Raw genomic sequence first — 26,195 nt, forward strand, 5'->3', positions numbered from 1 at the left:
TCCTCACTCGGCCGGCACGCGGGTCTTGATGGACAGGGCGTGCAGCTCGCCGCTCTCCAGCTGCGACTTGAACAGGTCGTTGATCATGCGGTGACGCTGCAGCGGCGTCTTGCCGGCGAAGGCGGCGCTCTCCACCTCCACGGTGAAGCTGCACTCCTCGCCGCTGACCTGCACCTTGGCGTCCGGCAGGGCGTCGGTGATGATCTTCTTGACGGTTTCCGGGGCCATGAAGCCTCCACGAAAAAATGGTTAATGGCGTATTTTAACCCCTTTCACCAGCAGCCACAGATTGATGGCGCTGACCAGCGCCAGAAAGCCGAACGTGACGCTCAGGCTCACACCCAGCGGCACGTCACTCTGCTGGAAGAAGCCGTAGCGGAAGCCGTCCACCATGTAGAAGAAAGGGTTGAAGTGGGATGCCTGCTGCCACACCGGCGGCAGCTGATGGATGGAGTAGAATACACCGGACAGAAAGGTCAGCGGCACGACGATGAAATTCTGGAAAGCGGCCAGGTGGTCATACTTCTCCGACAGGATGCCGGCCATGATGCCCAGCCCGCCCATGACCGCACCGCTGAGCACGGCGAACAGCAGAATCCAGCCGGGCGCCTGCCAGCTCACGCCGTAGCCGAGCCAGCCCACCAGAAACACCATCAAGCCCACCAGCAATCCCCGCAGCACCGCCGAGCCGAGAAAGGCCAGATAGATCTCCAGCGGGGACAGCGGCGCCAGCAGCAGAAAGACGATGTTGCCGTGCATCTTGGACTGGATCAGGCTGGAGGAGCTGTTGGCGAAAGCGTTCTGCATCAGCGCCATCATGGCCAGCCCCGGCACGAGGAAATGGGCGTAGTCCACACCACGGAAGGCCACGCTCTCCTCATCCAGCAGCTGGCCGAACACCAGCAGATACAGCAGCGTGGTCACCACCGGCGCAAACAGGGTCTGCACCGCCACGGAGAGAAAGCGGCGGCTCTCCTTCATGAACAGCGTCCAAAGACCACGCCAGTTCATGCACCCTCCTCCGTCAGCGACAGGAACACCTGTTCCAGGTCCGGTTCGATCACCCGCAGATCCTCAATCTCGATGCCGCAGGCGCGCGCCTGGTCCAGCAGCGCGCCCAGCCCGGCCTCCCGCGGCAGGCGGAAGCGCCAGCCATCCGCCAGCCGCTCGCACACCTGTCCGGCCAGTGCGCCGCTCGGCTCGCCCCGTCCGATGATTTCCACATGCTTCCAGGGCGAGCGGGCCAGCAGTTCGGCCTTGTCCGCCTCCACCACCAGCTCGCCCCGATGGATGATGGCGATGCGGTCGCACAGGCTCTCGGCCTCCTCCAGATAGTGGGTGGTAAGGATGATGGTCATGCCACCGGCGTGCAGCTCGCGGGCGAAGGTCCACAAGCTGCGGCGCAGGGCCACATCCACTCCGGCAGTGGGTTCGTCCAGCACCAGCACCTCCGGATGGTGCACCAGCGCCAGCGCGATCAGCAGACGACGCTTCATGCCGCCGGAAAGCTGATGGGTCTTCACATTTGCCTTATCGGTCAGGGACAGCCGTTCCAGCAGCTCATCCAGCCAGGCCCGCTGCCTGCGCCCATGCAGGCCGAAGTAGCCCGACTGCAGTTCCAGCAGCTCGCGCACGGAAAAGAAAGGCTCGTCGATCAGCTCCTGCGGCACCACGCCCAGCGCCCGCCGGCTGGCACGGTAATTCCGCTGCACGTCATGCCCCATGACGCGAATGCGCCCACGGGTGGGAGTGACCAGCCCGGCCATGGCGTTGATGAGGGTGGACTTGCCTGCGCCGTTATGGCCCAGCAGGCCGTAGAAACTGCCCTGCGGAATAGCAAGGTCGATGCCCTTGAGCGCCCACAGGTCGCCATAGCGCTTGGCCACGCCCTGAAATTCGACCGCCGGTGCGCTCATGCGGCCTCTTTGGGCTCGAATGGCAGGAAATCCAGCTCGTAGAGCTGCACCAGAATGCGCAGGCTCTGCGGCGGGTTGGCAAAAATAGGGGAGACCCCGTTCTCCCGGGCACGGCGTGCCAGCGCCACCAGCCAGGCGAGCGCGGCGCTGTCTACCCGCTCCACCTGACCGAGCTCCACCCGTCGGATGGGCCATCCGAGGCTGTCCAGCGCCTTCTCCAGCGCCGGCACGCTCTCCAGCGTCAGCGCCCCCTGAACGGTCAGGCAGTCACCGGACTGGTTGAGCTGCGCCTGCAGGCCGCTCATGCCGCCCTGGCCTCCTCAGCTTCGCCCTTCCCTTCGAGGAAGTCGCGGTTGCGCTGCTCCATCTCCTCGATCACCCGGTCGAGCCCCTTCTTCTGCAGCTCGCTGGCAAACACCTTGCGATAGTTGAGCAGCAGGCTGACATTCTCGGCCACCACGTCATAGATCTTCCAGCGGTTGGCCTTCCGGTCCCAGTAGAGGCGGTAGACCACCCTGGTCTCCGGTGCGCCTTCGCGGGTCACCGTCTGCTCCACCTGCCAGCGGTCACGCTTGCCGGGCACCGCCCGCTCCACCTTCAGACCGGTGATCTTCATTTTCAGCAGCGTGTTGGCGTAGCTGCGCAGCAGCATGTCGCGGAAGGCGGCCACGAAGCGCTCGCGCTGCGCCTCGCTGGCACGGCGCCAGTATTTGCCCAGCGCGTAGCGAGCCATCTTCTCCGCCGCTACATGGGGCAGCACCTTCTGTTCGGCAAAGGCCTTGAGCGCGCTGTGATCACGGACAAAGGTGTCGCGGTTCTTCTCCAGCTCGGAGGCCAGCTGCTCGGTCAGCTGCTGAATGAAGGCGCCCGGATCGGGACGATCCGCCGCATTCGCCACGGACAGGCCGAGCGCCACCAATACGGTGGCCACCATGCGTCTGATCATTTGTCATCTCCTTTGGAATCACTCATCTTGACCAGAAACTGTCCGATCAGATCCTCCAGCACCAGCGCGGACTGGGTCAGCTCGATCTCGTCACCGTCGGCCAGCATCTCGTCGTCACCGCCCGGCTCAAGGCCGATATACTGATCCCCCAGCAGGCCGCTGGTGAGAATGGACGCCGAGGTATCCGTCGGCAGTTCGTAGGCCCGGTCGATCTTCATGGTCACCAGCGCACGGTAATTGGACCTGTCGATGCCGATGCTGCTGACCCGGCCGATGACCACGCCGCTCAGCTTGACCGGCGCGCGCACCTTGAGCCCACCGATATTGTCAAAGTGGGCCTTGAGCGTGTAGGTGGGACGATCCTGCGCCACGGCGGCGAAGTTGCTCACCTTCATCGCCAGCATGAACAGGGCCGCAGCGGCCAGCACCACCAGCACCCCCACGCCCAGTTCGATTTTCGCCTGCTTGTCCATGTTCCCTTCCCGTCAGTTGAACATCAGTGCGGTCAGCACGAAATCCAGCGCCAGCACACCCAGCGATCCCTGCACCACCGTGCGGGTGGTGGCGTAGCTCACCCCTTCCGACGTGGGCGGCGCCTCTTCCCCTTGGAACAGGGCCACCACGGCGACCCACACGGCAAACACCACCGATTTGATCACGCCGTTGACCACATCATCCTGCCAGTCCACATGGGCGGTCATCTGGGACCAGAAGGCGCCATCGTCCACCCCCAGCCAGCCCACGGCCACCAGATACCCGCCCAGAATGCCCAGCGCAGTGAAGATCAGCGCCAGCAGCGGCACCACCAGCACCACCGCCACGAAGCGGGGCGCGAAGATGAAACGCACCGGATCCACCGCCATCATCTCCAGTGCGGAAAGCTGCTCGGTGGAGCGCATCAGACCGATCTCCGCGGTCAGCGCCGAACCGGCCCGGCCCACGAACAGCAGCGCCGTCACCACCGGCCCCAGCTCCCGCAGCAGCGAAAGCGCCGTCATGGTGCCGACCGCCTCCTCGGAGTTGTAGTCCACCAGCACATTGTAGCCCTGCAATCCCAGCACCATGCCCACGAACAGCCCGGCGGTCAGAATGATGGGCAGCGACAGCGTGCCGGTGTTGTACACCTGCTTCAGCAGCAGACGGATGCGCCAGAAGGGATACGCCAGTGCCGGCAAAAGGCCGAACAGAAACAGTCCGGCACGGCCGGCGGCCCGCAGCCGGCTCAGCCCCCAGCGTCCGATGGCGCGCAACATGCGGATCACAGTCCCAGCTCCTCTCTGAAAGGTGGCGCGGGGTAATGGAAAGGCACCGGTCCGTCCGGCAGGCCGCCGAGAAACTGGCGCACGTAGGGGTCATCGCTGTTGCGCACCGCCTCCACATTACCCTGCGCCACCACGCGCCCTTCGGACAGCACATAGACCTGATGGGCGATGGAGAGCACCTCCTCCACATCATGGGAGACCACCACGCTGGTCAGCCCCAGGCTGTGGTTGAGCTTTTCGATCAGCTTGAGCAGCACCCCCATGGTGATGGGATCCTGCCCCACGAAAGGCTCGTCATAGAGCACCATGGCCGGATCCAGGGCGATGGCCCGCGCCAGCGCCACCCGCCGCGCCATGCCGCCGGAAAGCTCGGAAGGCATCAGGTGGCGCGCGCCACGCAGGCCCACTGCCTGCAGCTTCATCAGCACGATGCGCTCGATGGCCGCCTCCGACAGCCGGGTGTGCTCCCGTAGGGGAAAGGCCACATTGTCAAATACATTGAGGTCGGTCAGCAGCGCACCGCTCTGAAACAGCATGCCCATGCGCCGGCGCAGCTCGAACAGCGCGCGGCGCGACAGACGGTGCACGTCCTCGCCGTCCACCAACACCCGGCCGGACTCGGGCCGCAGCTGGCCGGCAATCAGCTTGAGCAGCGTGGTCTTGCCGGTGCCACTCGGGCCCATCACGGCAGTGACCTGCCCCCGGGGAATGATCAGGGACAGGTCGTCAAAGATGATCCGCTCACCCCGGCGGAAGGTCAGGTGTTCGATTTCAATATGAGGCTGCATTCAGAGTCCCATCAGCTCGACCAGCTGCTTGAACTGTTTAAGTGCGCTCATATTAGCGCAGCCATCACGCACAATGAAAGGGGCGCCCTCCACACCGGTCGGCAGACTGGTGGAGAAATCTTCCAGCAGCGCGCGCTGTTCCGCGGCCGTCTCAGGCACCGTCACCGCCCAGCCAAGCGGCGCCCCGCTCAGGTGACGCCAGCGCCATTGCGCCTCCATTTCCGGACGATCGAACCAGGTGACCGGCCATTCGGCCAGCATATCCGGCAGGTCCACATGACTGGCCAGCCCAACCTGCTGGCCCCGTTCGGCGAGCGCATTCAACACACGCTCAAGCGCGGCCGTCGCCGGCGCAGCCAGCGGTTCACGCACGCCGAAACCGATCCAGCGCAGGGTATCGGCACTCTCGAGAAACGCCTCCCATGCCGCTTCGTCCCATGTGCGCCACAGCGCATGGGGCACCAGCACGGCGGAAAACCAGTTGGCGTACCAGTCCAGCTGCCAGTCCTCGGGCAGATCTTCCGGAAAGGCATCGCCGCACGACCAGCCCATGGCGCCGACCTCGATATTCTCCAGCATGACCTTTTCTCCCGCAGTGAGACGCATATAATAAATGTTTTTTTACACCCATAAGCAAACATGATAAGCACACTCGCCCTGCCCGCACTGGGGCTGATCATCGGCCTCTGGCTGCTCATCAAAAGCGCCGACGCCTTCATCGAAGGTGCAGCAGCCGTCGCCGCCCACATGAACATCAGCCCACTGATCATCGGCGTGGTGGTCCTGGGCTTCGGCACCTCCATGCCGGAGATCATCGTCTCCATCCTGGCCGCCCTGGATGGCGCGCCCGGGCTGGCGGTGGGCAACGCCATCGGCTCCAATATCGCAAACATCGGTCTTGTGCTGGGCGCCACCGCTCTGCTGGTACCGCTGGGCGTGCGCTCCAGCGTGTTGCGGCGGGAGCTGCCGCTGCTGATCGGCGTCACCGTCGCCGCCGGCTTGCTGTTTCTGGATGGCCGGCTGAGCCGTTTTGACGGGGTCATGCTGCTGGTCGCCTTCTTCGCCAGTATGGCGTGGATGATCCACATCAACCGGGCCGCACCCGCCTCCGATCCCCTGGAACAGGAGATGGAGCAGGAGCTGGCCACGCTGGAAAAGATGCCGTTGAAGAAGGCCTGGCTGATGACCCTCGGCGGCCTGATCGTGCTCATGCTGGCCGCCAAGCTCATGGTCTGGGGCGCGGTGGAGATCGCCCACCACTTCGGCGTGTCGGACGCCGTCATCGGTCTGACCATCATCGCCATCGGCACCAGCCTGCCGGAGCTGGCTGCCGGCATCACCGCCGCCCGCAAGGGGGAGGCGGACCTGGTGGTGGGCAATGTGGTCGGCTCCAACCTGTTCAACCTGCTCACCGTGGTGGCCATGCCGGCACTGATCGCCCCCGGTGCGCTGGATGCGGGCATCGTCACCCGTGACTACCCCATCATGCTGGCCTTCACCCTGCTGATGCTGCTGTTCGCCCTGCCGCTGTGGCGCGGGCCTGCTAGAATCTCTCGCATCGAGGGCAGCCTGCTGAGCGCAGGCTTTGCCGCCTATCTTGTTCTGCTGTACTTTTCCGGAGCCGCCACATGAGCCTGTCACCCCTTGAACGCCGTGCCGAGAAGATCCGCCTGCTGCTGCTGGATGTGGACGGCGTGCTGACCGACAACCGCCTGTTCTACGGCGACAACGGCATCGAATACAAGGCCTTCCATACCCGCGACGGCCACGGCATGGTGCTGCTGCAGCAGGCGGGTCTGGACATCGGTATCATCACCGGCCGCACCTCCGAGGTGGTGACCCGCCGCATGGCCGACCTGAAGGTGAAATACGTCTATCAGGGTGTGCCGGACAAGCTGCCCACCTTCGAGGCGTTGATGAAAGAGTGCGGACTGACACCGGAACAGGTGGCCTACATGGGCGATGACATTCTGGACCTGCCCATCCTGCGCCGGGTGGGCCTGGCGGCCATGCCGGCCAATGGTGATCCCACCCTGCGCCACCATGTGCACTTTGTCAGCCAGCACCCCGGCGGTCAGGGCGCCGTGCGCGAGCTATGCGAGCTGATTCTCAAGGCACAGGGCCGCTGGGAAGAGATCATGGCCTTCTACCTGCGCTGACCATGCCGCGCCGCCTGCTGACCGCCCTCGCGCTGATCGCCCTTGCTGGGGCGCTGATCTATTACAACCACGCCAACCAGCCCGCCCCCCCCTCCTCGACCACCGCTTCAAAAACCACCCTGCCCGACTGGCAGGGTGAAAACGCCACTGTCTGGCAGGTCAGGGAGGGCCGAAGCGCCGCCCTCCATGCCCAACGGGTGGTGCATTTCCCGCGGAAACGCACCCTGCTGACAGTGCCGACTGGGCGCATCGACCAGCCCGACAATACCTACTGGTTCAGCGCCCGCAAGGGTGAACAGACTGGACCGGTCAATCAGCTGAGCGGCCAGGTGCGCGTGCTGCTTGAGCGTCAGACGGACCCCGCTCCGCTGCTGCTGACCACCGAGCAGCTGCGCTACCTGAGTGACGCCCGCCGCATGGAGAGCGACACGCTGGTTACAATACGCCAGAAGGACAACTGGACGCGCGGCACCGGCATGACCCTGTGGCTGGACGCCGAGCGACTCGAACTGAAAAAAGATGTCACCAGCCATTATGTTCCGACGCCCTGACCGCCTTCTGCTGCTGTTTCTGCTGCTGTCCGTCCCTTTCGCCCATGGGGCGGATGATCCTGACCGGACACAGCCCATCGAGATCCGCGCCGACAGCCTCAAGGCCAGTCAGAAGGAGGGCGTGGCCCACTATCTGGGCCATGTCATCATCACCCAGGGCAGGCTCACCATCACCGGCGACACGCTGACCGTCACCATAGTGGATGGCAAAATCCGCAAGGCTGTCGTCATTGGCCAGCCGGCCCGCTTCAAGAAGTTCGATTACGAAAAAAAGCGCTGGATTCACGGGCATGCCCACACCATCACCTACACCCTGAAGCCCGAACGCCAGCTGCGGCTTGAGAAGGCCGCCCACATCGAGAGCGAGACCGGTGAACAGCTCAATGGCGCGGTCATCCGCTACTGGCCGGACAGCCAGCGGCTCGAGGCCGACGGCGGCAAGGGTCGGGTGAAGCTGGTGCTGCCGCCACAGGCCGGGGAGACCCCCTGACATGGCTCACTTCTACGCCCGCGGACTGGCCAAGCGCTACCGCAAGCGGGAGGTGGTTCGCGCCGTGGACATCGACGTGCACAGCGGCCAGGTGGTCGGCCTGCTCGGCCCCAACGGCGCCGGCAAGACCACCACCTTCTACATGATGATGGGACTGGTGCCGGCCGATGCGGGGCGCATCTTTCTCGACGACACCGAGCTGACCCGGCTGCCCATCCACCTGCGCGCCCGCCATGGCATCGGCTACCTGCCGCAGGAGGCGTCCGTCTTCCGGCGCCTGACCGTGCGCGAGAACATCCTCGCCGTGCTGGAAATGCGCCCCGAACTGTCCCGCCGTCAGCGGGAGGAAAAACTCGGCGAGCTGCTCGACCAGCTGCAGATCAATCACATCATCGACCAGCCCGGCCAGGCGCTCTCCGGTGGCGAGCGGCGGCGGGTGGAGATCGCCCGGGCGCTGGCGGCGGAACCCAAGTTCATCCTGCTGGACGAACCCTTCGCCGGCGTGGACCCCATCTCCGTCAAGGAGATTCAGCACATCATCCACCACCTCAAGGCCCACGGCATCGGGGTGCTGATCACCGACCACAACGTGCGCGAGACGCTTGGCGTGTGCGACACCGCCTACATCCTCGCCAACGGCACCATTCTGGCCCGCGGCACGCCTGAGGAGATCGTGGAAAACGAGCAGGTGCGCGCCCACTATCTGGGCGAGGATTTCACCGTCTGAGGTTGAATCTCCCCGCCCCCTCCTATACATTGAAACTGCAACACTCCGAAAAACATCAACACAAAGGAGCCATCATGCAACTTGAAATCACCGGTCATCACATCGAAATCACTGATGCGCTTCGTGACCACATCACCAAAAAGCTGGAAAAGATCAAGCACCATTTCGATCAGGTGCTCAATGTGCATGTCGTGCTGACTTCGGAGCGCGCCTTCAAGATCGCGGAAGCCACCGTGCATGTGGCCGGCCATGACTTCTTCGCCAAGGACGAGAAGGATGACATGTACGCCGCCATCGACGGCATGATTCACAAACTGGACCGCCAGATCGTCAAGCACAAGGAAAAGATCCGCGGCCACAACAAGAAAAGCGGCGGCGTGAAAGGCATGGAAGCAACTGAAGCGGAAGCCTCCTGACAGCCACTGGAACTGCCGGAACGAAAAAGCCCCGTCAACGACGGGGCTTTTTGTTGAGAGAGGCTCTGGCTGATCAGTAGTTCCACACCAACTGCAGCGAGAAGATGTCCACGCTGCTGTCGTAAGAACCGGTCAGATTGCCGATATAAGTGGTGCCATCCGCAGCATAGACCTTTTCATCAATCGGGGTGATGTCGGTAAAGACATGGGTATAGGCCGCATCGACCTTGACAGTCGGGCTTACATCATAGCGCAGGCCCAGTGACAGCCAGCGGCGGTCATTATCGGGAATGCGCACCGTGCGGTAGGCGTCCCGCACCGGTGTCTGGTCATAGGCGACCCCGCCCCGCACCAGCCACTTGCCGTTCAGGCGGTAATTGGCGCCCAGCGCCAGCCGCCAGGTGTCATGCCAGTTTTCAGGGGTCAGCGCAATGGTTGAACCGCTGCTGTTGACCACACGCAATTCCTTGAAGCTGCTCCATCCTGTCCAAGTGGCACTGGCCAGCACACTCAGGTGATCACTGTAATCATGACGCCATGACAGATCCACGACAGCCGGCAGTGTGACCTTTGCAGAAGCACCCTGATTACTTAAAACAGCCCCCGTTGCCAGAACTGTCACCTTCGCCTCGCCCTGAGCCTTCTGATCCATGGTAGAACGATAGCTGACGCCAAGCACATCCTTGTCCGTCGGCTGCCATTGAACGCCCAGGTTATACCCCCACGCCCAGCTATCACCAGATAACTTGACTTCGGCATCCGATCCGGGAGTGACCAAAGCATTACGAGTCAATGTCACATCGAGATATTGCGCACTGATACCGGCGCCAAACGACCAGTTGCCCACCTTGCGCGCCACCGACGGATTGATATTGATAGTTTTCAGATCAGATTTGACTCCGGCACCACGCCCCAGCCAATTACTGTCATAACGGGTTTCCAGGCCAAATGGAGTCACCACACTCAGACCCAGGTCATAGTCTCTCCAGCGCCCCTTCCAGAACAGATTGGGCACCACGGCGCTCTCCCCCCCATCCGAATCCGGGCCGGGCTGGAGGCCGGCAACTGTAGAGCCATCGTCCCTGAACTTGGCCCGCGGGTTGATGTAATGGGCGCCCACAATCACCTGATGGCCATCGATGGCGGTCAGACCGGCGGCGTTGTACCACTGCACGGAGGCGTCGTCACTGGCCGCGCCCATGCCGGCAAAGGCACGCCCCTGCCCACTGCCACTCTGCTCGAACAGCTGAAAACCCGACGCCTGTGCCTGTGCGCTCAGTGCGGCGACCGCCATGGCCAGTGCGATTCTTTTCATCTTCATTTCGACCTCCATGCGTGATTGCAGTATGCGTAAAACTGCAGCAAATGCTATCACATGCGCGCGTACCGTCGCATAAGGATGCAAACGGAAGCAATCAGCATCGTTTATGGAAGTAACGGAATAGTGCGGGGGAAGATGGGGTGGGTGACGGGACTCGAACCCGCGACGACAGGGATCACAACCCTGGGCTCTACCAACTGAGCTACACCCACCATAGTGTGGTGGAACACCCGGCGGCCTTGGATGGCACGCCCGGCAGGACTCGAACCTGCAGCCTACGGCTTAGAAGGCCGTTGCTCTATCCAGTTGAGCTACGGGCGCTCATTCGAGACCCTTCGGCACGAAAGGCATGGGTTCCCGGGACGCAGCCCGGGGTGTCTGGTCGGAGTGGCGGGATTTGAACCCACGACCCCCAGTACCCAAAACTGGTGCGCTACCAGGCTGCGCTACACTCCGAAAATGTGGCGCGTATTGTAGGAAGCGCCCCTGCGGGTGTCAAGCTTGCTCCGCCGGTTTTTTGGCGTGCTTCGGACGGAAGGCCTTGATGAAATCCTCGTTGGTTTCCAGATACGGCCCTTCTATCAGGTCGATGCAGTAGGGCACGGCGGGAAAGACCGCCTCCAGACACTCGGCGATGGCCGAGGGCTTGCCCGGCAGGTTGATGATCAGGCTGCTGCCGCGCACGCCGGCGATCTGGCGGGACAGAATGGCGGTGGGCACATACTGCAGCGAGACGGCGCGCATCTGCTCGGCAAAGCCGTCGAGAATCTTGTCGCACACCGCCTCGGTGGCCTCCGGCGTCACATCCCGCCTGGCCGGGCCGGTGCCGCCGGTGGTGAGGATCAGGCAGCAGCCCGCCTCATCCGCCAGCTCCTTCAGGGTGGCCTCGATGACCGGCTGTTCGTCCGGAATCAGCCGCGCCACCGGCTCCCACGGTGTCTTCAGCGCCTTGCCGATCCAGTCCTGCATGGCCGGCCCACCCTTGTCCTCATACACGCCCTGACTGGCGCGGTCCGAGACTGTCACAAACCCGATCCTGACCTTGTTTTTCATAAGCAAACCTTGAAAATGACCCGTTCAACCGCCATATGATAGCGTCAAACCGAATTTTCAGGAGTGCCATGAGCGAGGAACAGGTAAAAACAGGGGAGACCCCGTCTGCGGAGGAACCGAAAGAGGCGGAGCTGGTCGAGGAGAACACGCCGCCTGCGAAAGCGGACGCCCAGCTGCCGCGCACACTCTACCTGCTGCCCATCAAGGACCGGCCCTTCTTTCCCGGTCAGACCCTGCCTGTGGTACTCAACAAGGACGCCTGGCTCGAAACGCTCGAAGCGGTGGCGGAGGCCAAGCAGAACGTCATCGGCGTGGTGTTCACCACCGCCGAGGACAACCAGCGCGCCAGGCCGGAGGAGCTGGCCCGCATCGGCACGGTGGTGCGCATCCATGACCTGAAGGTGAAGGACGACTACATCCAGCTCATCGCCGAGGGGCTGCGCCGCTTCCGCATCGACCATCTGGTGTCCGAACAGCCGCCCTACAGAGCGGTGGTGGACTACCCGGAGGATGTTCACGACGCCTCCGAAACCGAGCTGAAAGCCTACGGGCTGGCGCTGATGAACGCCTTCCGGGAGCTGCTGCCGCTCAACCCGCTCTACAGTGAGGAGCTGCGCTATTTCCTCAACCGCTTCGGCCCCTCCAACCACGCCCAGCTGGCGGATTTCGCCGCCACGCTCACCACCGCCGAGGGCGAGAAGCTGCAGGAGGTGCTGGAGACGCTCAATCTGAGCGAGCGGCTGGAGAAGGCGCTCAAGCTGATCAAGGACGAGATCGAGATCTCCCGCATCCAGACCAACATCCGCGAACGGGTGGAGGAAAACCTCTCCCAGCATCAGCGGGAGTTCTTCCTCAAGCAGCAGCTCAAGGAGATCCAGAAGGAGCTGGGCATCGTCAAGGACGACCGCACCGCGGATGTGGATCTGTTCCGCGAGCGCATCGAAAAGCTGCAGTTGACGGAAGAGGCGCGCGCCAAGGCGGAAGAGGAACTGGACAAACTCAGCGTGCTCGATCCCCACTCGCCGGAATACGCGGTGTCGCGCAACTGGCTCGACTGGCTCACCCAGCTGCCATGGGGGGTGCACAGCGAGGACCGGCTTGATCTCGACCACGCCCGCAAGGTGCTCGACAGGCGTCACGACGGGCTGGAGGACGTCAAGGAACGCATTCTGGAGTTCATCGCCGTCGGCAAGCTCAAGGGCGAGGTTTCCGGCGCCATCATTCTGCTGGTGGGCCCGCCGGGCGTGGGCAAGACCTCCATCGGCAAATCCATCGCCGAGGCGCTTGGACGCAAGTTCTACCGCTTCAGCGTCGGCGGCATGCGCGACGAGGCGGAGATCAAGGGGCACCGGCGCACCTACATCGGCGCCATGCCGGGCAAGTTCATCCAGGCGCTCAAGACCGTCGGCACCGCCAATCCGGTCATCATGCTGGATGAGATCGACAAGATCGGCGCCAGCTATCAGGGCGACCCGGCCTCGGCCCTGCTGGAAGCCCTGGACCCGGAGCAGAACAGCGAGTTCCTCGATCACTATCTGGACGTGCGCTTCGACCTGTCCAACGTGCTGTTCGTGTGCACCGCCAACCAGCTGGACACCATCCCCGGCCCCCTGCTGGACCGCATGGAAGTGATCCGCCTGTCCGGCTACATCACCGAAGAGAAGGTGGCCATCGCCAGGCACCATCTGTGGCCGCGCCTGCTGGAAGAAGCGGGGCTGAAGCGCAGCCAGCTGCGCATCACCGAAGCGGCCATCCGCCATGTGATCGAGGGCTACGCCCGCGAGGCCGGCGTGCGCTCCCTGCAGAAGCAACTGGGCAAGATCGTGCGCAAGGCGGCCATGAAACTGGTCACCGGCGAGGCGGACAGTCTCACCATCCACGTGAGCGACCTGCCCGACTATCTGGGCCAGCCCCGCTTCCATGCGGAAAAGCATCCGCGACTGATCGGCACCGTGGTGGGGCTGGCCTGGACCGCCATGGGCGGCGCCACCCTGACGGTGGAGGCCACCCGCGTGCACACCCTCAACCGCGGCTTCAAGCTCTCCGGCCAGCTGGGCGAGGTGATGCAGGAGTCGGCGAACATCGCCTACAGCTACATCAGCTCGCACCTGCAGAGCTACAAGGCGGATCCGGAGTTCTTCGACCGCGCCTTCGTGCACCTGCACGTGCCCGACGGCGCCACGCCCAAGGACGGCCCCAGCGCCGGCATCACCATGGCCACCGCCCTGCTCTCCCTGGCGCGGGGCGAGCCGGTGCGCCAGCCGCTGGCCATGACCGGCGAGCTCAGCCTCACCGGACAGGTGCTGCCGGTGGGCGGCATCCGCGAAAAGGTCATCGCCGCCCGCCGGGCCGGCATTCACACGCTGGTGCTGCCGGAGGACAACCGCAAGGACTTCGAGGAACTGCCGAACTATCTGAAGGAAGGGCTGGAGGTGCATTTCGCCCGCCACTATGACGAAGTGGCACGGCTGGCCTTCAACATCCGCAGCAAGTCCCCCGCCCTCAAGGCGTGGCTGGAGCGGGAGGCCGCGCAGGCGGCCGAAGGGTGCAAAAGCTGACATTCCGCTTGACGCGCCCCGGTCGGTTCTATAGAATTCCGCCTCTGTCAGGCCAGCGTGGCGGAACTGGTAGACGCGACGGATTCAAAATCCGTTGGGGTAAAACCCGTGTCGGTTCGAGTCCGACCGCTGGTACCAATCGAAGCCACTATCGGCATCACATCGTAGGCGCGTAGCTCAGCTGGTTAGAGCACCACCTTGACATGGTGGGGGTCGCTGGTTCGACTCCAGTCGCGCCTACCACTTCTCTCCCTAGTTTTCTCCTGAAAAGCTTCCACGCAACGGGGTCTCCCCTGATTTTGCAGATTGCCATTTTTCCACGCCGGCAATGCGGTAAAAAAATGCCTGCAAATCCAACACCTGCCGCCTTTTTCAAGACAGAAACCGCTTTTTGACGGGGTCTCCCCCGATCTTGCAGAATGCCGCGCGGAGCGCACCGCCGCGCAGGCCGAAAGACCATGGAAAACCACCCTTTTCCACCTTGAGACCGACCTGAAACGGGGTCTCCCCCATTTTTACAGCGTCTATTGCTCCCCGCGCCGGCAGGTGGTCATTTTTCCCGGCTCTGGAATCAAAAAAGGGGCCCGAAGGCCCCTGAAACCGCTCCACAAGCAGGAGGATGGGCTAGGGTTTGAGTTCGGCACGCAGGTAGCGTTGCTGCTGCATGGCCTGCCATGCCTGCCAGCGGTTGAGCAGACGGTCCTGCTCGGCGTCAATGCGCGCCAGCGCGCTTTCCAGCACGGTCTGGATGCTGAGCTGACCGCTGCCCAGCAGCAGGCGACGGGCCTCTTCGTCTTCCTCGGACGCCTTCTGCCGCTCGGCCAGGGCCTGATCGCGCGGCTCTGCCTGTTCCAGCACCGCCTGCGCCTGCTGCCAGGCCTGTTTCAGTTTGAGCAGCTGGGCACGGCGCTGCTCTGTGAGGCGGCGCATGTCGGCACGCAGGCTGTCGGCGCGGGCCTCCAGCCGACCGCCGGTATAGAGGGGCACGGCATACTGCACGCCGACGCGCGCACCTTCCATGTCGTCGTAGAAGCGCCCGCCGCTGTCGTTGCGCACCCCGAGGGCAAAGACGGCCAGCCGCCCCTTGTACTGGTCTCGAGCCTGCTGGCGCTGTGCCTGCACGGCATCAATCTGCGTGTCGATCAGGCGCAGAAAGGGGGTCTGCCGCCAGTCCGGCTGTTTGAGCGGGCGGATGCCGGCCAGCTCCGGCGCCTCGACAGGGTCCAGCGAGACCGCTTCTTCTGTCAGCGCTTCGATCACCGCCTGCTGGCGCGCCTGCTGCATCTTCAATGTGGCCTGCATGGCGCGGTTGTCCGCCAGTCGGCGTCTGATCACCAGCACCCGGCTGAGCATGCCCCGTCCGGCGCCGTAGCCCTGCTCCATCTGACCCAGCAGGTCGGCCAGCACCTTCTCCTTGCGACGCAGGGCGTCCAGCCGAACGCTGGTCTGCTGCCATGCACTCCACGCCTGCACCAGTTCCCACTCCAGCTGCAACAGCAGCACCTGACGGCGCTGTTCAGCCACCTGTGCCTGCGCCCCGGCCGCGCGCACCGCCGCGCTTTTTGCCGGCTGCCACAAGGTCCAGTCACCTCGTAACAACAGGCTGGAGCGGGCAAAGTCGGTCTTCATCCAGGCGTAGCTCTGCTCCGCCTGAAAATGCACCTCGGGCTTGAAGGCGGCTTCCGCCTCCCGCCGCTTCGCCTGCGCCGCCTCAATGGCCGCCTCGGCCGCCTCCAGTTGAGGGTGTGCCCTGGCGGCACGCTGCATCAGGGCATTCAGATCGGCCGCCTGCACCTGCCCCAGCCAGCCCACCACGACCAGCATGATCATTCGTTTAAGCATTTTCGGACTCCTTCTGTCTGATCTCACGGCGCATGAGCAGATAGACCAGCGCCGGCAGCAGCAGCATGGCCGCCATCGGCGCGGTGACCATGCCACCGATCATGGGCGCGGCGATGCGCTTCATCACATCCGCACCGGTGCCATCCGACCACATGATGGGCAAAAGCCCCACGATGACCACGCTCACCGTCATGGCCATGGGACGCACCCGCTTGACCGTGCCGGCCACAATGGCCTGACGCAGCTCGGTCAGGGTGTTGAGCCGACCGGATGCCCTGGCTTCCGCAATGGCCTCGCGGATATAGAGCAGCACCACCACGCCAAACTCCGCCGCCACGCCAGCCAGGGCGATCATGCCCACGCCCACGGCCACGGAGAGGCGGTAGTCCAGCAGCTCGATCAGCCACAGGCTGCCCACCAGCGCGAACGGCATCAGCAGCATCACCAGCAGCGCGTCCCGCACCGAATGGAACACCAGATAGAGCAGGATGAAGATCACCAGCAGGGTGACCGGCACGATCTGCTGCAATTTGGCCTGCGCCCGCAGCATGTACTCATACTGTCCCGTCCAGCTGAGGCTGTAGCCGGGCGGCAGTTTCATATTGTCCGCCACGGCCTGCTGCCCCTGGCGCACGAAGGCGGCCAGATCCACACCCGGCTCCAGATCCACGAAGGTCCAGCCGGTCAGGCGTGCGTTTTCCGATTTGATCATGGGCGGGCCAAGGGTGATCTTCACCTGGGCCACCTCTCCCAGCGGAACCTGCGCGCCGGAGGGGGTGACGATGGGCAGGCTCTTCAGCGCTTCCACACTGTTGCGCCACTGCTGCGGATAGCGCAGGTTGATCGGATAGCGCTCCCGCCCCTCAATGGTCTGAGCCAGGTTCCTGCCCCCTACGGCGGAGGCGATGATCTGCGCCAGCTGCTCCATGTTCAGGCCATAGCGGGCCGCGGCATCACGATCGGGCAGAATCTCGATGTAGCGCCCGCCGGAAACCCGCTCGGAAAAGACCGAACGCACTCCGGGCAGTTTGCCCAGCACCCGCTCCAGATCGGTACCGATCTTCTGAATGGTGGCCAGGTCTTCGCCGGTCACCTTGATGCCGATGGGCGTCTTGATGCCCGTGGACTGCATGTCAATCCGGGTGCGGATCGGCTGCACCCAGGCATTGGTCAGTCCGGGCAGACGCACTTTCCGGTCAAGCTCGGTGATCAGCTTGTCCAGCGTCATGCCGGGCCGCCACTGATCCCGTGGTTTGAGCTGGATGGTGGTCTCGATCATGGTCAGCGGTGCCGGGTCGGTGGCCGTTTCCGCACGCCCCACCTTGCCGAAGACGCTTTTGACCTCCGGAAAGGTTTTGATCAGCGCATCGGTGGTCTGCAGGATGCGTCGTGCCTCAGCGATGGACACCCCCGGCAGCGTGGTGGGCATGTAGAGCAGATCACCCTCCTCCAGCGCCGGCATGAATTCCGTGCCCAGTTTCTGCCACGGGTAGATGACTGATGCGGCCAGCACCAGCATCAGGGCCAGCGTCAGCAGCGGCCAGCGCAGCACGCCATTGATGAACGGGCGGTAGAGCCACACCAGCAGCCGATTGAGCGGGTTGCGCGCCTCGGAGACGATGCGCCCGCGGATCCAGTAGCCCATCAGCACCGGCACCAGCGTAATGGACAGGCCCGCCGCCACCGCCATGGCGAAAGTCTTGGTATAGGCCAGCGGGCTGAACAGCCGCCCTTCCTGCCCTTCCAGCGCGAACACCGGCAGAAAGCTGAGCGTAATGATCAGAAGCGACACGAACAGCGCCGGCCCCACCTGAATGGCCGCCTCGCGGATGACGCGCCAGTGTTCCGCGCCTCTGGGCCGGTGCCCGTGCTCCTTTTCATAATGCTCAAGGTGCTTATGGGCGTTTTCGATCATGACGATGGCCGCATCCACCATGGCACCGATGGCGATGGCAATGCCGCCCAGGCTCATGATGTTGGCGCTGATGCCCAGTTCGCGCATGATGATGAAGCTGCCCAGAATCCCCAGCGGCAGGGCGATGACCGCCACCAGCGCCGAGCGCATGTGGAACAAAAACAGCAGGCTCACCAGCGCGACGACGATCATCTCCTCGATCAGCTTGTCGCGCAGGGTGTTCACCGCCCGCTTGATCAGCGCGGAGCGGTCATAGGTGGTGACGATCTCCACCCCCTCGGGCAGACTCTTTTTCAGCTGGGCAATGCGCTGCTTGACGCGGTTGATCACATCCAGCGCGTTTTCACCATCACGCATGATGACGATGCCGCCGACCACCTCGCCCTCGCCGTTCAGCTCAGCAATGCCGCGACGCATCTGCGGCCCCAGCCGAACCTCGGCCACATCTTCCAGACGGATGGGCAGCTGGGTTTTCACATCCACTGCCACCACCGCTTTGCGCAGCTGATCCACATCGGTGACATAGCCTTTCATGCGCACGGCATATTCCGCCTCGCCCAGCTCGATGACTGACGCACCCGTCTCCCGGCTGGCTTCGCGGATGGCCCTGGATACCTTGGTCAATGGCAGGCCATACGCCTGCAGGCGCACCGGGTCCACCACCACCTGATACTGCTTGACCATGCCACCGACGGTGGCTACCTCCGACACGCCCGGGATGGCCTGCAGCTCATACTTCAGAAACCAGTCCTGCAGGGTGCGCAGATCGGCCAGATCATGCCTGTGGCTGCGGTCCACCAGTGCATATTCGAACACCCAGCCCACCCCGGACGCATCCGGCCCCAGCGTGGGTGTGACCCCGGGCGGTAGCTGTGCCTGCACCTGATTGAGATATTCCAGCACCCGGGAACGTGCCCAGTAGAGATCGGCACCATCTTCGAATATGACATACACATAGCTGTCACCGAAGAAGGAATACCCCCGCACCACCTTGGCGCCCGGCACCGACATCATCACGCTGGCGATGGGATAGGTGACCTGATCCTCTACCACCTGTGGCGCCTGCCCGGGATAACTGGTCTTGATGATCACCTGAACATCGGACAGATCGGGTATGGCGTCCAGTGGTGTCTTTTCCATGGCGCGCCAGCCCCATGCAGCCAGCAGCACTGCCAGAATCAGGATCAGCACCCGATTCTTCAGGGAAAAATCGATGATGGCCCGGATCATCATTCACCCCCTTTCCCATGACCGGCATGGGGGTTGGCCAGCTTGTTCAGATTGGCCTGCAGCTGGCTCTCACTGTCGATGAGGAACTGGCCGGAGGTGACAATGCGATCGCCCTCTTCCAGACCGGAGAGAATCTCGGCCAGGCCTTTCGTGCGCATACCCACCACTACCGGAACCGGTTTGAAGCTGCCATCCTTCATCACCTTCACGACGCGGATCTCATCCGGCAGCTGAATGAGCGCAGATTCCGGCACTGCCAGCACATCGCGCTTCGGCCCGCCGTAAATGACCGCCTGCACCGGCATGCCCAGCTTCAGCGCGCCATCACGGTTGTCCAGTGTGGCACGCACCCTGAGTGTGCGCGTCTTCGTATCTACATCCGGATAGATCTGTTCGATGAAGCCCTCCCAGTAGCGGTCCGGCACGCCGGGCACACGCACCTCCACTGACTTGTTCGGGGCGATCCATTGCTGCTGCTGCGGATAGACCGCCGCCATCACCCAGACCTTGGACAGGTCGGCAATCTGCATCACCTCATCCACCGGGCGGATATACATGCCCGGCTCCACTTTAAGATGCTGCACCACGCCACCCTGTGGCGCATGAACCGGCACGGTTTCCTGCACCCTGCCACGGCGACGGATGGCTTTGAGCGTGGCGCGATCCACCCCCAGATAGCGCAGTTTGCGCTCGGCGGCCTCGGCCAGCCTGCGACTGCCCTGTTTCAGCGCCAGCAGCCACTCCTCCTGCGCGGCGACGATATCCGGGCTGTAGTAGCGGAACAGCAGCTGACCCTTCTCGACCGTCTCTCCCTCCACGCGCACGGCCAGCTGCTCAATCCAGCCGCTGGCCCGGGGATGCACATGCACCAGACGACTTTCATCCACTTGGATGGTGCCGTAGGTGGGCAGGTACTTCCACAGGGTGACACGCCGGACCATGGCCGTGCGGATGGCCAGCCCCTGTTTTTCACCCTGGCCACCGCCGGTGCCCACCTTGACCGATGGCGCGCCCTGCTCTTCCTTGAAGATTTTTTTGACCAGCGTCATGCCGCAGATGGGACAGGTGCCGGGATGATCCTGCACGATCTGCGGGTGCATGGGACAGACATATTTGACGGTTTCCGCCCGTACTGCGGTAAAAGGTGCCAGCAGACCCGCCGCGCCCCAGCGCAGCAGCTGACGTCGTTGCATTTTCATAGGATGTTCCTCCAGAGAGTCCAACCGATTGTTTCCGTGCCACAGGCACGGCCCTGATGAGAATCAGGCGGTCAGACGCGGAGGTTTGTCAGGCAGATCCGCCGGTTTGGAGGAAAAGAAGGCTTCAATCGCAGAAACAGCTGCAGAGGCAACCGACACGGGGCAGACAAGACAGCTGCTGCTGGCCAGACTGACACCGTGGCCGGTAACGGAACAGTGTGTGGCACAGGAACACTGGTCGTCACAGTGATCACCTGCCAGCTTCTGGCCGTCATGCTGACAGCCGTGTGCGGACATGTCGCACCCCTGCTCACAGCAGCAATCATGCGCCTGCGATTCAGACGGCGCGGAGATGGCTGGCACCGCCCAGAAAGCAGCTGCAAACAGCAGAGAACATGTCAGCAAAAGGATACGCATGGTTCCGACTATACAGACCCCACGGTGGCAGGTCAACCCGGGTGCTTCTCAGCGGCGCGCAGATAGCGCCTGAAGTTGTAACGGTAGATGAAGCCGGGAAAAGCGAAGATCATGAACATGAAAAATACGGTCACCCAGAACTCCCAGTCCTGCGGTGAGACCGTGCCCATGACCCGTTTTTCCAGCAGATAGCCGAACAGCACGGACAGGCCGAAATAGGCGCTCCACTCCACCAATCCCAGCCAGAAGGGCTTGATGCGCTTGAGATCGATGAACAGGAACAGGCGGCGCTCGAACAGCCAGGGCAGGTTGGCCAGCACGAACGCCGTGGCGATCAGCAGATAGATGGCAATGTCCTGACTCATCAGGCGACCACGCTCAGGCCCAGGCTGCGGTAGCACAGCTCCATGATCCAGCCCGGGAACAGACCGAACAGCAGCAGCACGGAAGCAGACAGGCTCACCGCCAGCCCCAGTTGGGTGGAAATGGGCTCCAGCCGGCTGGTCTCCACGGGCTTGTCAAAGTACATCACCTTGACCACGCGCAGGTAGTAGAAGGCGCTCACCACCGCCATGACCACGGCCAGCACCGCCAGCCAGACCAGTCCGGCATTGACCGCCGCCTCGATGACCGCCACCTTGACGAAGAAGCCGATGAACGGCGGCACGCCCGCCATGGAGAACATGACGAACAGCATCATCAGCGCCAGCCACGGATTGCGATCGTTCAGCCCCTTGTAGTCGTCGATTTCCTCGAACTCCATGCCGGCACGTGCCAGGGAGATCATCAGGCCGAAGGCCGCCACGGAAGTGATGGCATAGACCACGATGTAGAACATGGCACTGGCGAAACCTTCCGCGTCACCGGCCGCAACCCCCATGAGCACGAAGCCCACATGACCGATACCGGAATAGGCCAGCATGCGCTTGAGATTGGTCTGGGCGATGGCGATGACCGATCCCACCACCATGGACAGCGCCGCCAGAATGACCAGCATGCCCTGCCAGTCCGGCAGCGCCTGTTGCAGACCGTCCCACAGCAGGCGGTAAAGCATGGCAAAGGCCGCGATCTTGGGCGCGGAAGCCAGATAGAGCGTCATGGCCGTGGGCGCGCCGTGATACACATCCGGCACCCACATGTGGAACGGCACCGCTCCCAGCTTGAAGGCCAGACCGATGACGATGAACACCAGCGCGAAGGCCAGCACCGCGTTGTCCACCTCACCGGAAGCGATCTTCTGAGCAATGCCAGTCAGCTCCAGCGTGCCGGTGGCGCCATAGAGCATGGACATGCCGTAGAGCATCATGCCGGTAGCCAGCGCGCCCAGCACGAAGTACTTCATGGCCGCCTCGGAAGCGCGGTCGGAGTGACGCTGCATGGCGATCATGGCGTACAGTGCCAGCGACATGATCTCCAGCCCCAGATAGAGGGTGATCAGATTGTAGGCGCTGACCATGACGAACATGCCCAGCACGCCGAACAGACCCAGCACGAAGAACTCGCCGTAATAGGCCCTGTTCTGCAGCAGGTATTCGCGGGAGAACAGGAAGATGCCGATGCTCACCACCACGATGAACAGCTTGAGCACATCCGACAGGGTGTCGCGCACGAAGCTGCCGTCAAAGGTCACCTGCGTCTGGGTGGCGAAATCGGAGAACACCAGCCAGCCGACGATCACCAGCGTGATCTGCGTGGCCCAGTAGGTGCAGTCACGGCAGGTGCGCGACCAGAAGGTATCCGCCACCAGCAGCAGCGAGGTCAGCGTCAGCAGCACGATTTCGGGCAACGCCAGAGAAAGGTTGGGAATCTCGAATGTCATTGCGTCTTTTCCTGCCTTGTGTGCTTAGAGTTTGGAAGTCATGGCCTGCTGGATGAGATGCTCCACCGAAGCATGCATCACATCCATCAGCGGATAGGGATAGACACCCAGCGCAACCACCGCCACCGCCAGCGCAGTCATGATGGCGAACTCGCGCTTGTTGAGATCCTGCATCTCGGCCACTTCCCTGTTGCGAATGTCACCAAAGATGACCCGCTTGATCATCCACAGGGTATAGGCTGCGCCGATGATCAGGGTGAAGGCGGCCAGAATGCCGTACCACGGATTGGCCATGAAGCTGGACAGAATGACCATGAACTCGCCCACGAAGCCGGACGTGCCCGGCAGGCCCACATTACCCATGGCGAACAGCACCGCGAAGAAGCCGAACCAGGGCATCACGTTGACCACGCCCCCATAGGCGCTGATCTCGCGGGTGTGCAGGCGGTCATACAGCACGCCGATGCCCAGGAACATGGCGCCGGAGATGAAGCCATGGGAGATCATCTGCACCATGGCACCCTCAAGCCCCAGCTGCGCGCCCTTGAGACCGCCTGTGCTCTCAACGATGTCATACAGTACGAACATGCCCAGGGTGACGAAGCCCATGTGGGAGATGGAGGAATAGGCCACCAGCTTCTTCATGTCATGCTGCACCAGCGCCACGAAGCCGATATAGACGATGGCGATCAGGGACAGCACGATCACCAGCCAGTCCAGCATGTGGGAGGCATCGGGGGTGATCGGCAGGCTGAAGCGTACGAAACCGTACCCACCCATCTTCAGCATGATGGCCGCCAGCACCACGGAGCCGGCCGTGGGTGCTTCCACGTGGGCATCGGGCAGCCAGGTGTGCACCGGGAACATGGGAATCTTGACCGCAAAGGCGATGAAAAACGCCAGGAAGATCAAAATCTGTGCGGTCATGCCCAGAGGCAGGTTGTGGAAATCCAGAATGGAGAAGCTGCCCGCCTGATAGTACATGTACAGGAAGGACACCAGCATGAACACGGAGCCGAAGAAGGTGTACAGGAAGAATTTGAGCGTGGCGTACACACGGCGCGGCCCACCCCACTTACCGATGACGATGAACATGGGAATCAGCAGCGCCTCCCAGAATACATAGAACAGCACCGCGTCCAGCGCCACGAACACACCAGTCATCAGACCCTGCATGATCAGGAAGGCGCCCATGTACTGCTCCACCCGCTCCCTGATCACCTCCCACGCGGAAGCGATGACCAGCACCTGGGTGAAGGTGGTCAGCAGCACCAGCGGCATGGACAGCCCGTCCACGCCGAGGAAGTACTGAATCTTGTAGGCGGGAATCCAGTCGAAGCGCTCGACGAACTGCATGGCGGCCGTGGTGCGGTCGAATTCGAACCACAAAGGCAGCGAAAGGAGGAACGTCACGATGGCGGTGATCAGCGACAGCCAGCGGGCCAGCGCCGGATTGTTGCGTCCGGCGAACAGCACGATGACACCCGCCACGATCGGTAGCCAGATCAGGGTACTGAGAATGGGATAGCCGACTGACATAATGTGATGTTCCTTTTCAGATTCCGTTGAGTGTGCTCGTTCTTGTCATCCAGTCCGTCACTTGATTGCCCACACCGCCCACAGCAGCAGGATCAGCAGACCGAAGATCATGGCAAAGGCGTAGTGGTACAGGTAGCCGGTCTGCATCTGGCGCCAGTTGCGCGCGGCGGCTGCCACCGTATTGGCAGTGCCGTTGACCAGCCAGCCGTCGATGAGGGTCTGGTCGATTACCTTCCAGAAGAACTCTCCGAGACGGCGGCTGCCATTGACGAAGACGATCTCGTTGAAGCGGTCGAAACCATAGCCCGCCACCAGCACGCGATAGCACGGCATGCACGCCTGCTGGATCTTCGCCGGCAGATCCGGTCGCTTCAGATACAGGAACCAGGCCGTGGCCACACCGGCGAAGGAAAGCCACACGGGTACGGACATCAGGCCATGCAGCACCATGTTGAAGGCACCATGATAGTCATGCTCGTAGATTTCGCGCAGCACGTCATGCTCCGGCAGCACGCGGATGCTGTCGGCGAAGTAGCTGCCGGAGAGCACGCCCTCGATCAGGGGCCAGCCCACCAGCACCGCCGGAATGGACAGCAGGATCAGCGGAATGGTGACCACCCTGGGCGACTCGTGAATCTCGTGGGTGCGCACGTATTCGCTTTCCGGCCCGTGGAAGACGATGAAGAACATGCGGAAGGTATAGAGCGCGGTCACGAAGACACCGGCCACCAGCAGCAGATGAGCGAAGCCTGCGCCGAACTGTTCGGATTCCGCGGTGGCCATGATGATGGAATCCTTGGAGAAGAAGCCGGAGAAGCCAGGGAAACCGATCAGCGCCAGCGCACCGATAAGCATGGTCCAGTAGGTGATCGGCATGTACTTCTTGAGTCCACCCATGTTGCGGATGTCCTGATCGTGATGCATGGCGATGATCACCGAACCGGCCGCCAAGAACAGCAGCGCCTTGAAGAAGGCGTGGGTGATGACATGGAACATGCCGGCCGCGTAGGCGGAAACCCCCAGTGCGGCGGTCATGTAGCCCAGCTGTGACAGGGTGGAATAGGCAACCACCCGCTTGATGTCGTTCTGCACCAGACCCAGCAGCCCCATCATGAAAGCGGTGATGGCACCCACCAGCAGCACCACGCTCAGGGCTACTTCAGACAGTTCATAGGCAGGCGAGAAACGCGCCACCATGAAGATACCGGCAGTCACCATGGTCGCCGCGTGAATGAGGGCGGAGATGGGCGTCGGGCCCTCCATGGATTCCGGCAGCCACACATGCAGCGGCATCTGGGCGGATTTGCCCATGGCGCCCACGAACAGCAGCAGCGTCGCAGCGGTAATCATGGACACCGGTCCCCAGCCGAAGTCGATGGTGTCATTCCTGTGCTGTTCCAGCCCGGCGAAGAACTCGGCATAGTCCACCGTGCCGAAGTAGAGCACGATCACGGCGATGCCCAGTACGAAGCCGAAATCCCCCACCCGGTTGACCAGAAAGGCCTTCAGGTTGGCCTGAATGGCGGACTCCCGCTTCATGTAGAAGCCGATCAGCAGGTAAGAAACCAGCCCCACGGCCTCCCAGCCGAAGAACAGCTGCATGAAGTTGTTGGCCAGCACCAGCGCCAGCATGGAGAACGTAAACAGCGAGATGTAGCTGAAGAAGCGCTGGTAATAGGGGTTGTCATGGGGATAGTCGGCATCGTGATCCATGTAGCCGATGGTGTAAATGTGCACCATCAGGGAGACAAAGGTCACCACCAGCATCATGGTGGCAGACAGGCTGTCCACCAGATAGCCGATCTCAAACTTGATGCCGTCACTCACCATCCAGGTGTACAGCGGTGCGTTGTAGGGTTCATGCCCCTGAATGATGAACAGCCAGAACACCCATGCAGACAGCACGGTGGAGATGGCCACACCGGCGATGGTGACGCTGTGGGCGCCCTTGCGACCGATCTGGCGACCGAACAGACCGGCGATGATCGAGCCGATCAGCGGTGCGATCAGGATGATGGTCAGAACCGTATGCAGTGTGCTCATGGAT

The 26,195-nt window shown here is 62.7% G+C and carries 25 protein-coding genes and 5 tRNA genes; 9 read left to right on the plus strand and 21 right to left on the minus strand.

Annotated features, from left to right (window positions below; genetic code table 11):
- Positions 1-3: 3 nt before the first annotated feature.
- From F8K16_RS00595 to F8K16_RS00635, 9 genes are read right to left on the minus strand one after another with little or no spacing between them, the layout of a single operon-like run.
- Positions 4-228 (minus strand): BolA/IbaG family iron-sulfur metabolism protein, encoded by a 225-nt coding sequence (locus tag F8K16_RS00595; protein ID WP_294945496.1) that lies wholly within the window; start codon positions 226-228, stop codon positions 4-6.
- Positions 229-249: 21 nt separating this feature from the next.
- Positions 250-1,011 (minus strand): ABC transporter permease, encoded by a 762-nt coding sequence (locus tag F8K16_RS00600; protein ID WP_294945499.1) that lies wholly within the window; start codon positions 1,009-1,011, stop codon positions 250-252.
- Positions 1,008-1,916, minus strand: a complete 909-nt coding sequence (locus F8K16_RS00605) for an ABC transporter ATP-binding protein (RefSeq protein ID WP_294945502.1) — start codon at positions 1,914-1,916, stop codon at positions 1,008-1,010. Before F8K16_RS00605 ends, F8K16_RS00600 begins: the two co-directional genes overlap by 4 nt.
- Entirely contained in the window at positions 1,913-2,221 is a 309-nt protein-coding gene (locus F8K16_RS00610) for an STAS domain-containing protein (RefSeq protein ID WP_294945507.1), read from the minus strand. Before F8K16_RS00610 ends, F8K16_RS00605 begins: the two co-directional genes overlap by 4 nt.
- A complete protein-coding gene (locus F8K16_RS00615) occupies positions 2,218-2,862 on the minus strand; it encodes a phospholipid-binding protein MlaC (protein WP_294945509.1) in 645 nt (214 codons plus the stop codon). The genes F8K16_RS00610 and F8K16_RS00615 overlap by 4 nt, the downstream gene beginning before the upstream one ends.
- Positions 2,859-3,335, minus strand: a complete 477-nt coding sequence (gene mlaD / locus F8K16_RS00620; RefSeq protein WP_294945512.1) for an outer membrane lipid asymmetry maintenance protein MlaD — start codon at positions 3,333-3,335, stop codon at positions 2,859-2,861. The genes F8K16_RS00615 and mlaD overlap by 4 nt, the downstream gene beginning before the upstream one ends.
- Before the next feature lie 12 nt (positions 3,336-3,347).
- Positions 3,348-4,124 carry a lipid asymmetry maintenance ABC transporter permease subunit MlaE gene (gene mlaE, locus F8K16_RS00625; protein WP_294945515.1) on the minus strand — a complete coding sequence of 259 codons (777 nt, stop codon included), beginning with the start codon at positions 4,122-4,124 and terminating at the stop codon, positions 3,348-3,350.
- A complete protein-coding gene (locus F8K16_RS00630; RefSeq protein ID WP_294945518.1) occupies positions 4,121-4,912 on the minus strand; it encodes an ABC transporter ATP-binding protein in 792 nt (263 codons plus the stop codon). Before F8K16_RS00630 ends, mlaE begins: the two co-directional genes overlap by 4 nt.
- Entirely contained in the window at positions 4,913-5,491 is a 579-nt protein-coding gene (locus F8K16_RS00635; RefSeq protein WP_294945521.1) for a hypothetical protein, read from the minus strand.
- Between the two features lie 60 nt (positions 5,492-5,551).
- Here F8K16_RS00635 and F8K16_RS00640 point away from each other — a divergent pair, with 60 nt between their 5' ends.
- The 6 genes from F8K16_RS00640 (at position 5,552) to raiA (ending at position 9,255) form a co-directional block, all read left to right on the plus strand.
- The gene (locus F8K16_RS00640) at positions 5,552-6,544 is read left to right on the plus strand and encodes a calcium/sodium antiporter (protein WP_294945524.1); all 993 of its coding nucleotides are present in this window, start codon (positions 5,552-5,554) and stop codon (positions 6,542-6,544) included.
- Positions 6,541-7,071 (plus strand): HAD family hydrolase, encoded by a 531-nt coding sequence (locus F8K16_RS00645; RefSeq protein ID WP_294945527.1) that lies wholly within the window; start codon positions 6,541-6,543, stop codon positions 7,069-7,071. The genes F8K16_RS00640 and F8K16_RS00645 overlap by 4 nt, the downstream gene beginning before the upstream one ends.
- A gap of 2 nt (positions 7,072-7,073) precedes the next feature.
- Positions 7,074-7,622, plus strand: a complete 549-nt coding sequence (lptC, locus tag F8K16_RS00650) for an LPS export ABC transporter periplasmic protein LptC (protein WP_294945531.1) — start codon at positions 7,074-7,076, stop codon at positions 7,620-7,622.
- Positions 7,606-8,112, plus strand: a complete 507-nt coding sequence (gene lptA, locus F8K16_RS00655; RefSeq protein WP_294945533.1) for a lipopolysaccharide transport periplasmic protein LptA — start codon at positions 7,606-7,608, stop codon at positions 8,110-8,112. Before lptC ends, lptA begins: the two co-directional genes overlap by 17 nt.
- 1 nt (position 8,113) lies before the next feature.
- On the plus strand, positions 8,114-8,839 hold the full coding sequence (gene lptB / locus F8K16_RS00660) for an LPS export ABC transporter ATP-binding protein (protein WP_294945535.1): 726 nt from the start codon (positions 8,114-8,116) through the stop codon (positions 8,837-8,839).
- A gap of 74 nt (positions 8,840-8,913) precedes the next feature.
- Positions 8,914-9,255 carry a ribosome-associated translation inhibitor RaiA gene (gene raiA / locus F8K16_RS00665; protein ID WP_294945538.1) on the plus strand — a complete coding sequence of 114 codons (342 nt, stop codon included), beginning with the start codon at positions 8,914-8,916 and terminating at the stop codon, positions 9,253-9,255.
- Positions 9,256-9,328: 73 nt separating this feature from the next.
- Here the strand turns inward: raiA and F8K16_RS00670 are convergent, their stop codons facing one another.
- The 5 genes from F8K16_RS00670 to mog form a co-directional block, all read right to left on the minus strand.
- Positions 9,329-10,570 (minus strand): OmpP1/FadL family transporter, encoded by a 1,242-nt coding sequence (locus F8K16_RS00670; protein ID WP_294945540.1) that lies wholly within the window; start codon positions 10,568-10,570, stop codon positions 9,329-9,331.
- Between the two features lie 142 nt (positions 10,571-10,712).
- Positions 10,713-10,788, minus strand: a tRNA-His gene (locus tag F8K16_RS00675).
- 32 nt (positions 10,789-10,820) lie between these two features.
- Positions 10,821-10,897 (minus strand) — tRNA-Arg (locus tag F8K16_RS00680).
- Positions 10,898-10,955: 58 nt separating this feature from the next.
- Positions 10,956-11,032 (minus strand) — tRNA-Pro (locus F8K16_RS00685).
- A gap of 39 nt (positions 11,033-11,071) precedes the next feature.
- Positions 11,072-11,629, minus strand: coding sequence for a molybdopterin adenylyltransferase (gene mog, locus F8K16_RS00690; protein ID WP_294945542.1), 558 nt, complete (start codon positions 11,627-11,629; stop codon positions 11,072-11,074).
- Positions 11,630-11,697: 68 nt separating this feature from the next.
- Here mog and lon point away from each other — a divergent pair, with 68 nt between their 5' ends.
- From lon to F8K16_RS00705, 3 genes are all read left to right on the plus strand, one after another.
- On the plus strand, positions 11,698-14,187 hold the full coding sequence (lon, locus tag F8K16_RS00695) for an endopeptidase La (RefSeq protein ID WP_294945545.1): 2,490 nt from the start codon (positions 11,698-11,700) through the stop codon (positions 14,185-14,187).
- A 51-nt stretch (positions 14,188-14,238) separates the two neighbouring features.
- A tRNA-Leu gene (locus F8K16_RS00700) sits at positions 14,239-14,325 on the plus strand.
- Positions 14,326-14,353: 28 nt separating this feature from the next.
- A tRNA-Val gene (locus F8K16_RS00705) sits at positions 14,354-14,430 on the plus strand.
- A gap of 381 nt (positions 14,431-14,811) precedes the next feature.
- Here the strand turns inward: F8K16_RS00705 and F8K16_RS00710 are convergent.
- The 7 genes from F8K16_RS00710 to nuoL all read right to left on the minus strand — a co-directional run bounded on the left by F8K16_RS00710 (position 14,812) and on the right by nuoL (position 26,191).
- Entirely contained in the window at positions 14,812-16,029 is a 1,218-nt protein-coding gene (locus F8K16_RS00710; protein ID WP_294945548.1) for a TolC family protein, read from the minus strand.
- The gene (locus F8K16_RS00715; protein ID WP_294945587.1) at positions 16,022-19,174 is read right to left on the minus strand and encodes a CusA/CzcA family heavy metal efflux RND transporter; all 3,153 of its coding nucleotides are present in this window, start codon (positions 19,172-19,174) and stop codon (positions 16,022-16,024) included. Before F8K16_RS00715 ends, F8K16_RS00710 begins: the two co-directional genes overlap by 8 nt.
- Positions 19,174-20,373: an efflux RND transporter periplasmic adaptor subunit gene (locus F8K16_RS00720; protein WP_294945551.1), complete on the minus strand. Its 1,200-nt coding sequence runs from the start codon at positions 20,371-20,373 to the stop codon at positions 19,174-19,176. Before F8K16_RS00720 ends, F8K16_RS00715 begins: the two co-directional genes overlap by 1 nt.
- Before the next feature lie 449 nt (positions 20,374-20,822).
- Complete coding sequence (locus tag F8K16_RS00725; protein ID WP_294945553.1) at positions 20,823-21,155, minus strand: DUF2818 family protein; 333 nt, start codon at positions 21,153-21,155, stop codon at positions 20,823-20,825.
- Positions 21,155-22,609: an NADH-quinone oxidoreductase subunit NuoN gene (gene nuoN / locus F8K16_RS00730; RefSeq protein WP_294945556.1), complete on the minus strand. Its 1,455-nt coding sequence runs from the start codon at positions 22,607-22,609 to the stop codon at positions 21,155-21,157. Before nuoN ends, F8K16_RS00725 begins: the two co-directional genes overlap by 1 nt.
- Positions 22,610-22,633: 24 nt before the next feature.
- On the minus strand, positions 22,634-24,148 hold the full coding sequence (locus tag F8K16_RS00735) for an NADH-quinone oxidoreductase subunit M (protein ID WP_294945560.1): 1,515 nt from the start codon (positions 24,146-24,148) through the stop codon (positions 22,634-22,636).
- A gap of 57 nt (positions 24,149-24,205) precedes the next feature.
- Positions 24,206-26,191: an NADH-quinone oxidoreductase subunit L gene (gene nuoL / locus F8K16_RS00740; RefSeq protein WP_294945562.1), complete on the minus strand. Its 1,986-nt coding sequence runs from the start codon at positions 26,189-26,191 to the stop codon at positions 24,206-24,208.
- Positions 26,192-26,195: the final 4 nt, after the last annotated feature.

Origin of the sequence: Sulfurivirga sp., assembly GCF_015490265.1 — a bacterium.
In the GTDB taxonomy this organism is placed as follows: domain Bacteria; phylum Pseudomonadota; class Gammaproteobacteria; order Thiomicrospirales; family Thiomicrospiraceae; genus Sulfurivirga.

What these genes read in the sequence shown, in the direction of transcription:
- F8K16_RS00595 (WP_294945496.1), bottom strand. Translation starts at nt 228, where the DNA reads ATGGCCCCGGAAACCGTCAAGAAGATCATCACCGACGCCCTGCCGGAC.
- F8K16_RS00600 (WP_294945499.1), bottom strand. Translation starts at nt 1,011, where the DNA reads ATGAACTGGCGTGGTCTTTGGACGCTGTTCATGAAGGAGAGCCGCCGC.
- F8K16_RS00605 (WP_294945502.1), bottom strand. Translation starts at nt 1,916, where the DNA reads ATGAGCGCACCGGCGGTCGAATTTCAGGGCGTGGCCAAGCGCTATGGC.
- F8K16_RS00610 (WP_294945507.1), bottom strand. Translation starts at nt 2,221, where the DNA reads ATGAGCGGCCTGCAGGCGCAGCTCAACCAGTCCGGTGACTGCCTGACC.
- F8K16_RS00615 (WP_294945509.1), bottom strand. Translation starts at nt 2,862, where the DNA reads ATGATCAGACGCATGGTGGCCACCGTATTGGTGGCGCTCGGCCTGTCC.
- mlaD (WP_294945512.1), bottom strand. Translation starts at nt 3,335, where the DNA reads ATGGACAAGCAGGCGAAAATCGAACTGGGCGTGGGGGTGCTGGTGGTG.
- F8K16_RS00630 (WP_294945518.1), bottom strand. Translation starts at nt 4,912, where the DNA reads ATGCAGCCTCATATTGAAATCGAACACCTGACCTTCCGCCGGGGTGAG.
- F8K16_RS00635 (WP_294945521.1), bottom strand. Translation starts at nt 5,491, where the DNA reads ATGCTGGAGAATATCGAGGTCGGCGCCATGGGCTGGTCGTGCGGCGAT.
- F8K16_RS00640 (WP_294945524.1), top strand. Translation starts at nt 5,552, where the DNA reads ATGATAAGCACACTCGCCCTGCCCGCACTGGGGCTGATCATCGGCCTC.
- F8K16_RS00645 (WP_294945527.1), top strand. Translation starts at nt 6,541, where the DNA reads ATGAGCCTGTCACCCCTTGAACGCCGTGCCGAGAAGATCCGCCTGCTG.
- lptC (WP_294945531.1), top strand. Translation starts at nt 7,074, where the DNA reads ATGCCGCGCCGCCTGCTGACCGCCCTCGCGCTGATCGCCCTTGCTGGG.
- lptA (WP_294945533.1), top strand. Translation starts at nt 7,606, where the DNA reads ATGTTCCGACGCCCTGACCGCCTTCTGCTGCTGTTTCTGCTGCTGTCC.
- lptB (WP_294945535.1), top strand. Translation starts at nt 8,114, where the DNA reads ATGGCTCACTTCTACGCCCGCGGACTGGCCAAGCGCTACCGCAAGCGG.
- raiA (WP_294945538.1), top strand. Translation starts at nt 8,914, where the DNA reads ATGCAACTTGAAATCACCGGTCATCACATCGAAATCACTGATGCGCTT.
- F8K16_RS00670 (WP_294945540.1), bottom strand. Translation starts at nt 10,570, where the DNA reads ATGAAAAGAATCGCACTGGCCATGGCGGTCGCCGCACTGAGCGCACAG.
- mog (WP_294945542.1), bottom strand. Translation starts at nt 11,629, where the DNA reads ATGAAAAACAAGGTCAGGATCGGGTTTGTGACAGTCTCGGACCGCGCC.
- lon (WP_294945545.1), top strand. Translation starts at nt 11,698, where the DNA reads ATGAGCGAGGAACAGGTAAAAACAGGGGAGACCCCGTCTGCGGAGGAA.
- F8K16_RS00710 (WP_294945548.1), bottom strand. Translation starts at nt 16,029, where the DNA reads ATGCTTAAACGAATGATCATGCTGGTCGTGGTGGGCTGGCTGGGGCAG.
- F8K16_RS00715 (WP_294945587.1), bottom strand. Translation starts at nt 19,174, where the DNA reads ATGATCCGGGCCATCATCGATTTTTCCCTGAAGAATCGGGTGCTGATC.
- F8K16_RS00720 (WP_294945551.1), bottom strand. Translation starts at nt 20,373, where the DNA reads ATGAAAATGCAACGACGTCAGCTGCTGCGCTGGGGCGCGGCGGGTCTG.
- F8K16_RS00725 (WP_294945553.1), bottom strand. Translation starts at nt 21,155, where the DNA reads ATGAGTCAGGACATTGCCATCTATCTGCTGATCGCCACGGCGTTCGTG.
- nuoN (WP_294945556.1), bottom strand. Translation starts at nt 22,609, where the DNA reads ATGACATTCGAGATTCCCAACCTTTCTCTGGCGTTGCCCGAAATCGTG.
- F8K16_RS00735 (WP_294945560.1), bottom strand. Translation starts at nt 24,148, where the DNA reads ATGTCAGTCGGCTATCCCATTCTCAGTACCCTGATCTGGCTACCGATC.
- nuoL (WP_294945562.1), bottom strand. Translation starts at nt 26,191, where the DNA reads ATGAGCACACTGCATACGGTTCTGACCATCATCCTGATCGCACCGCTG.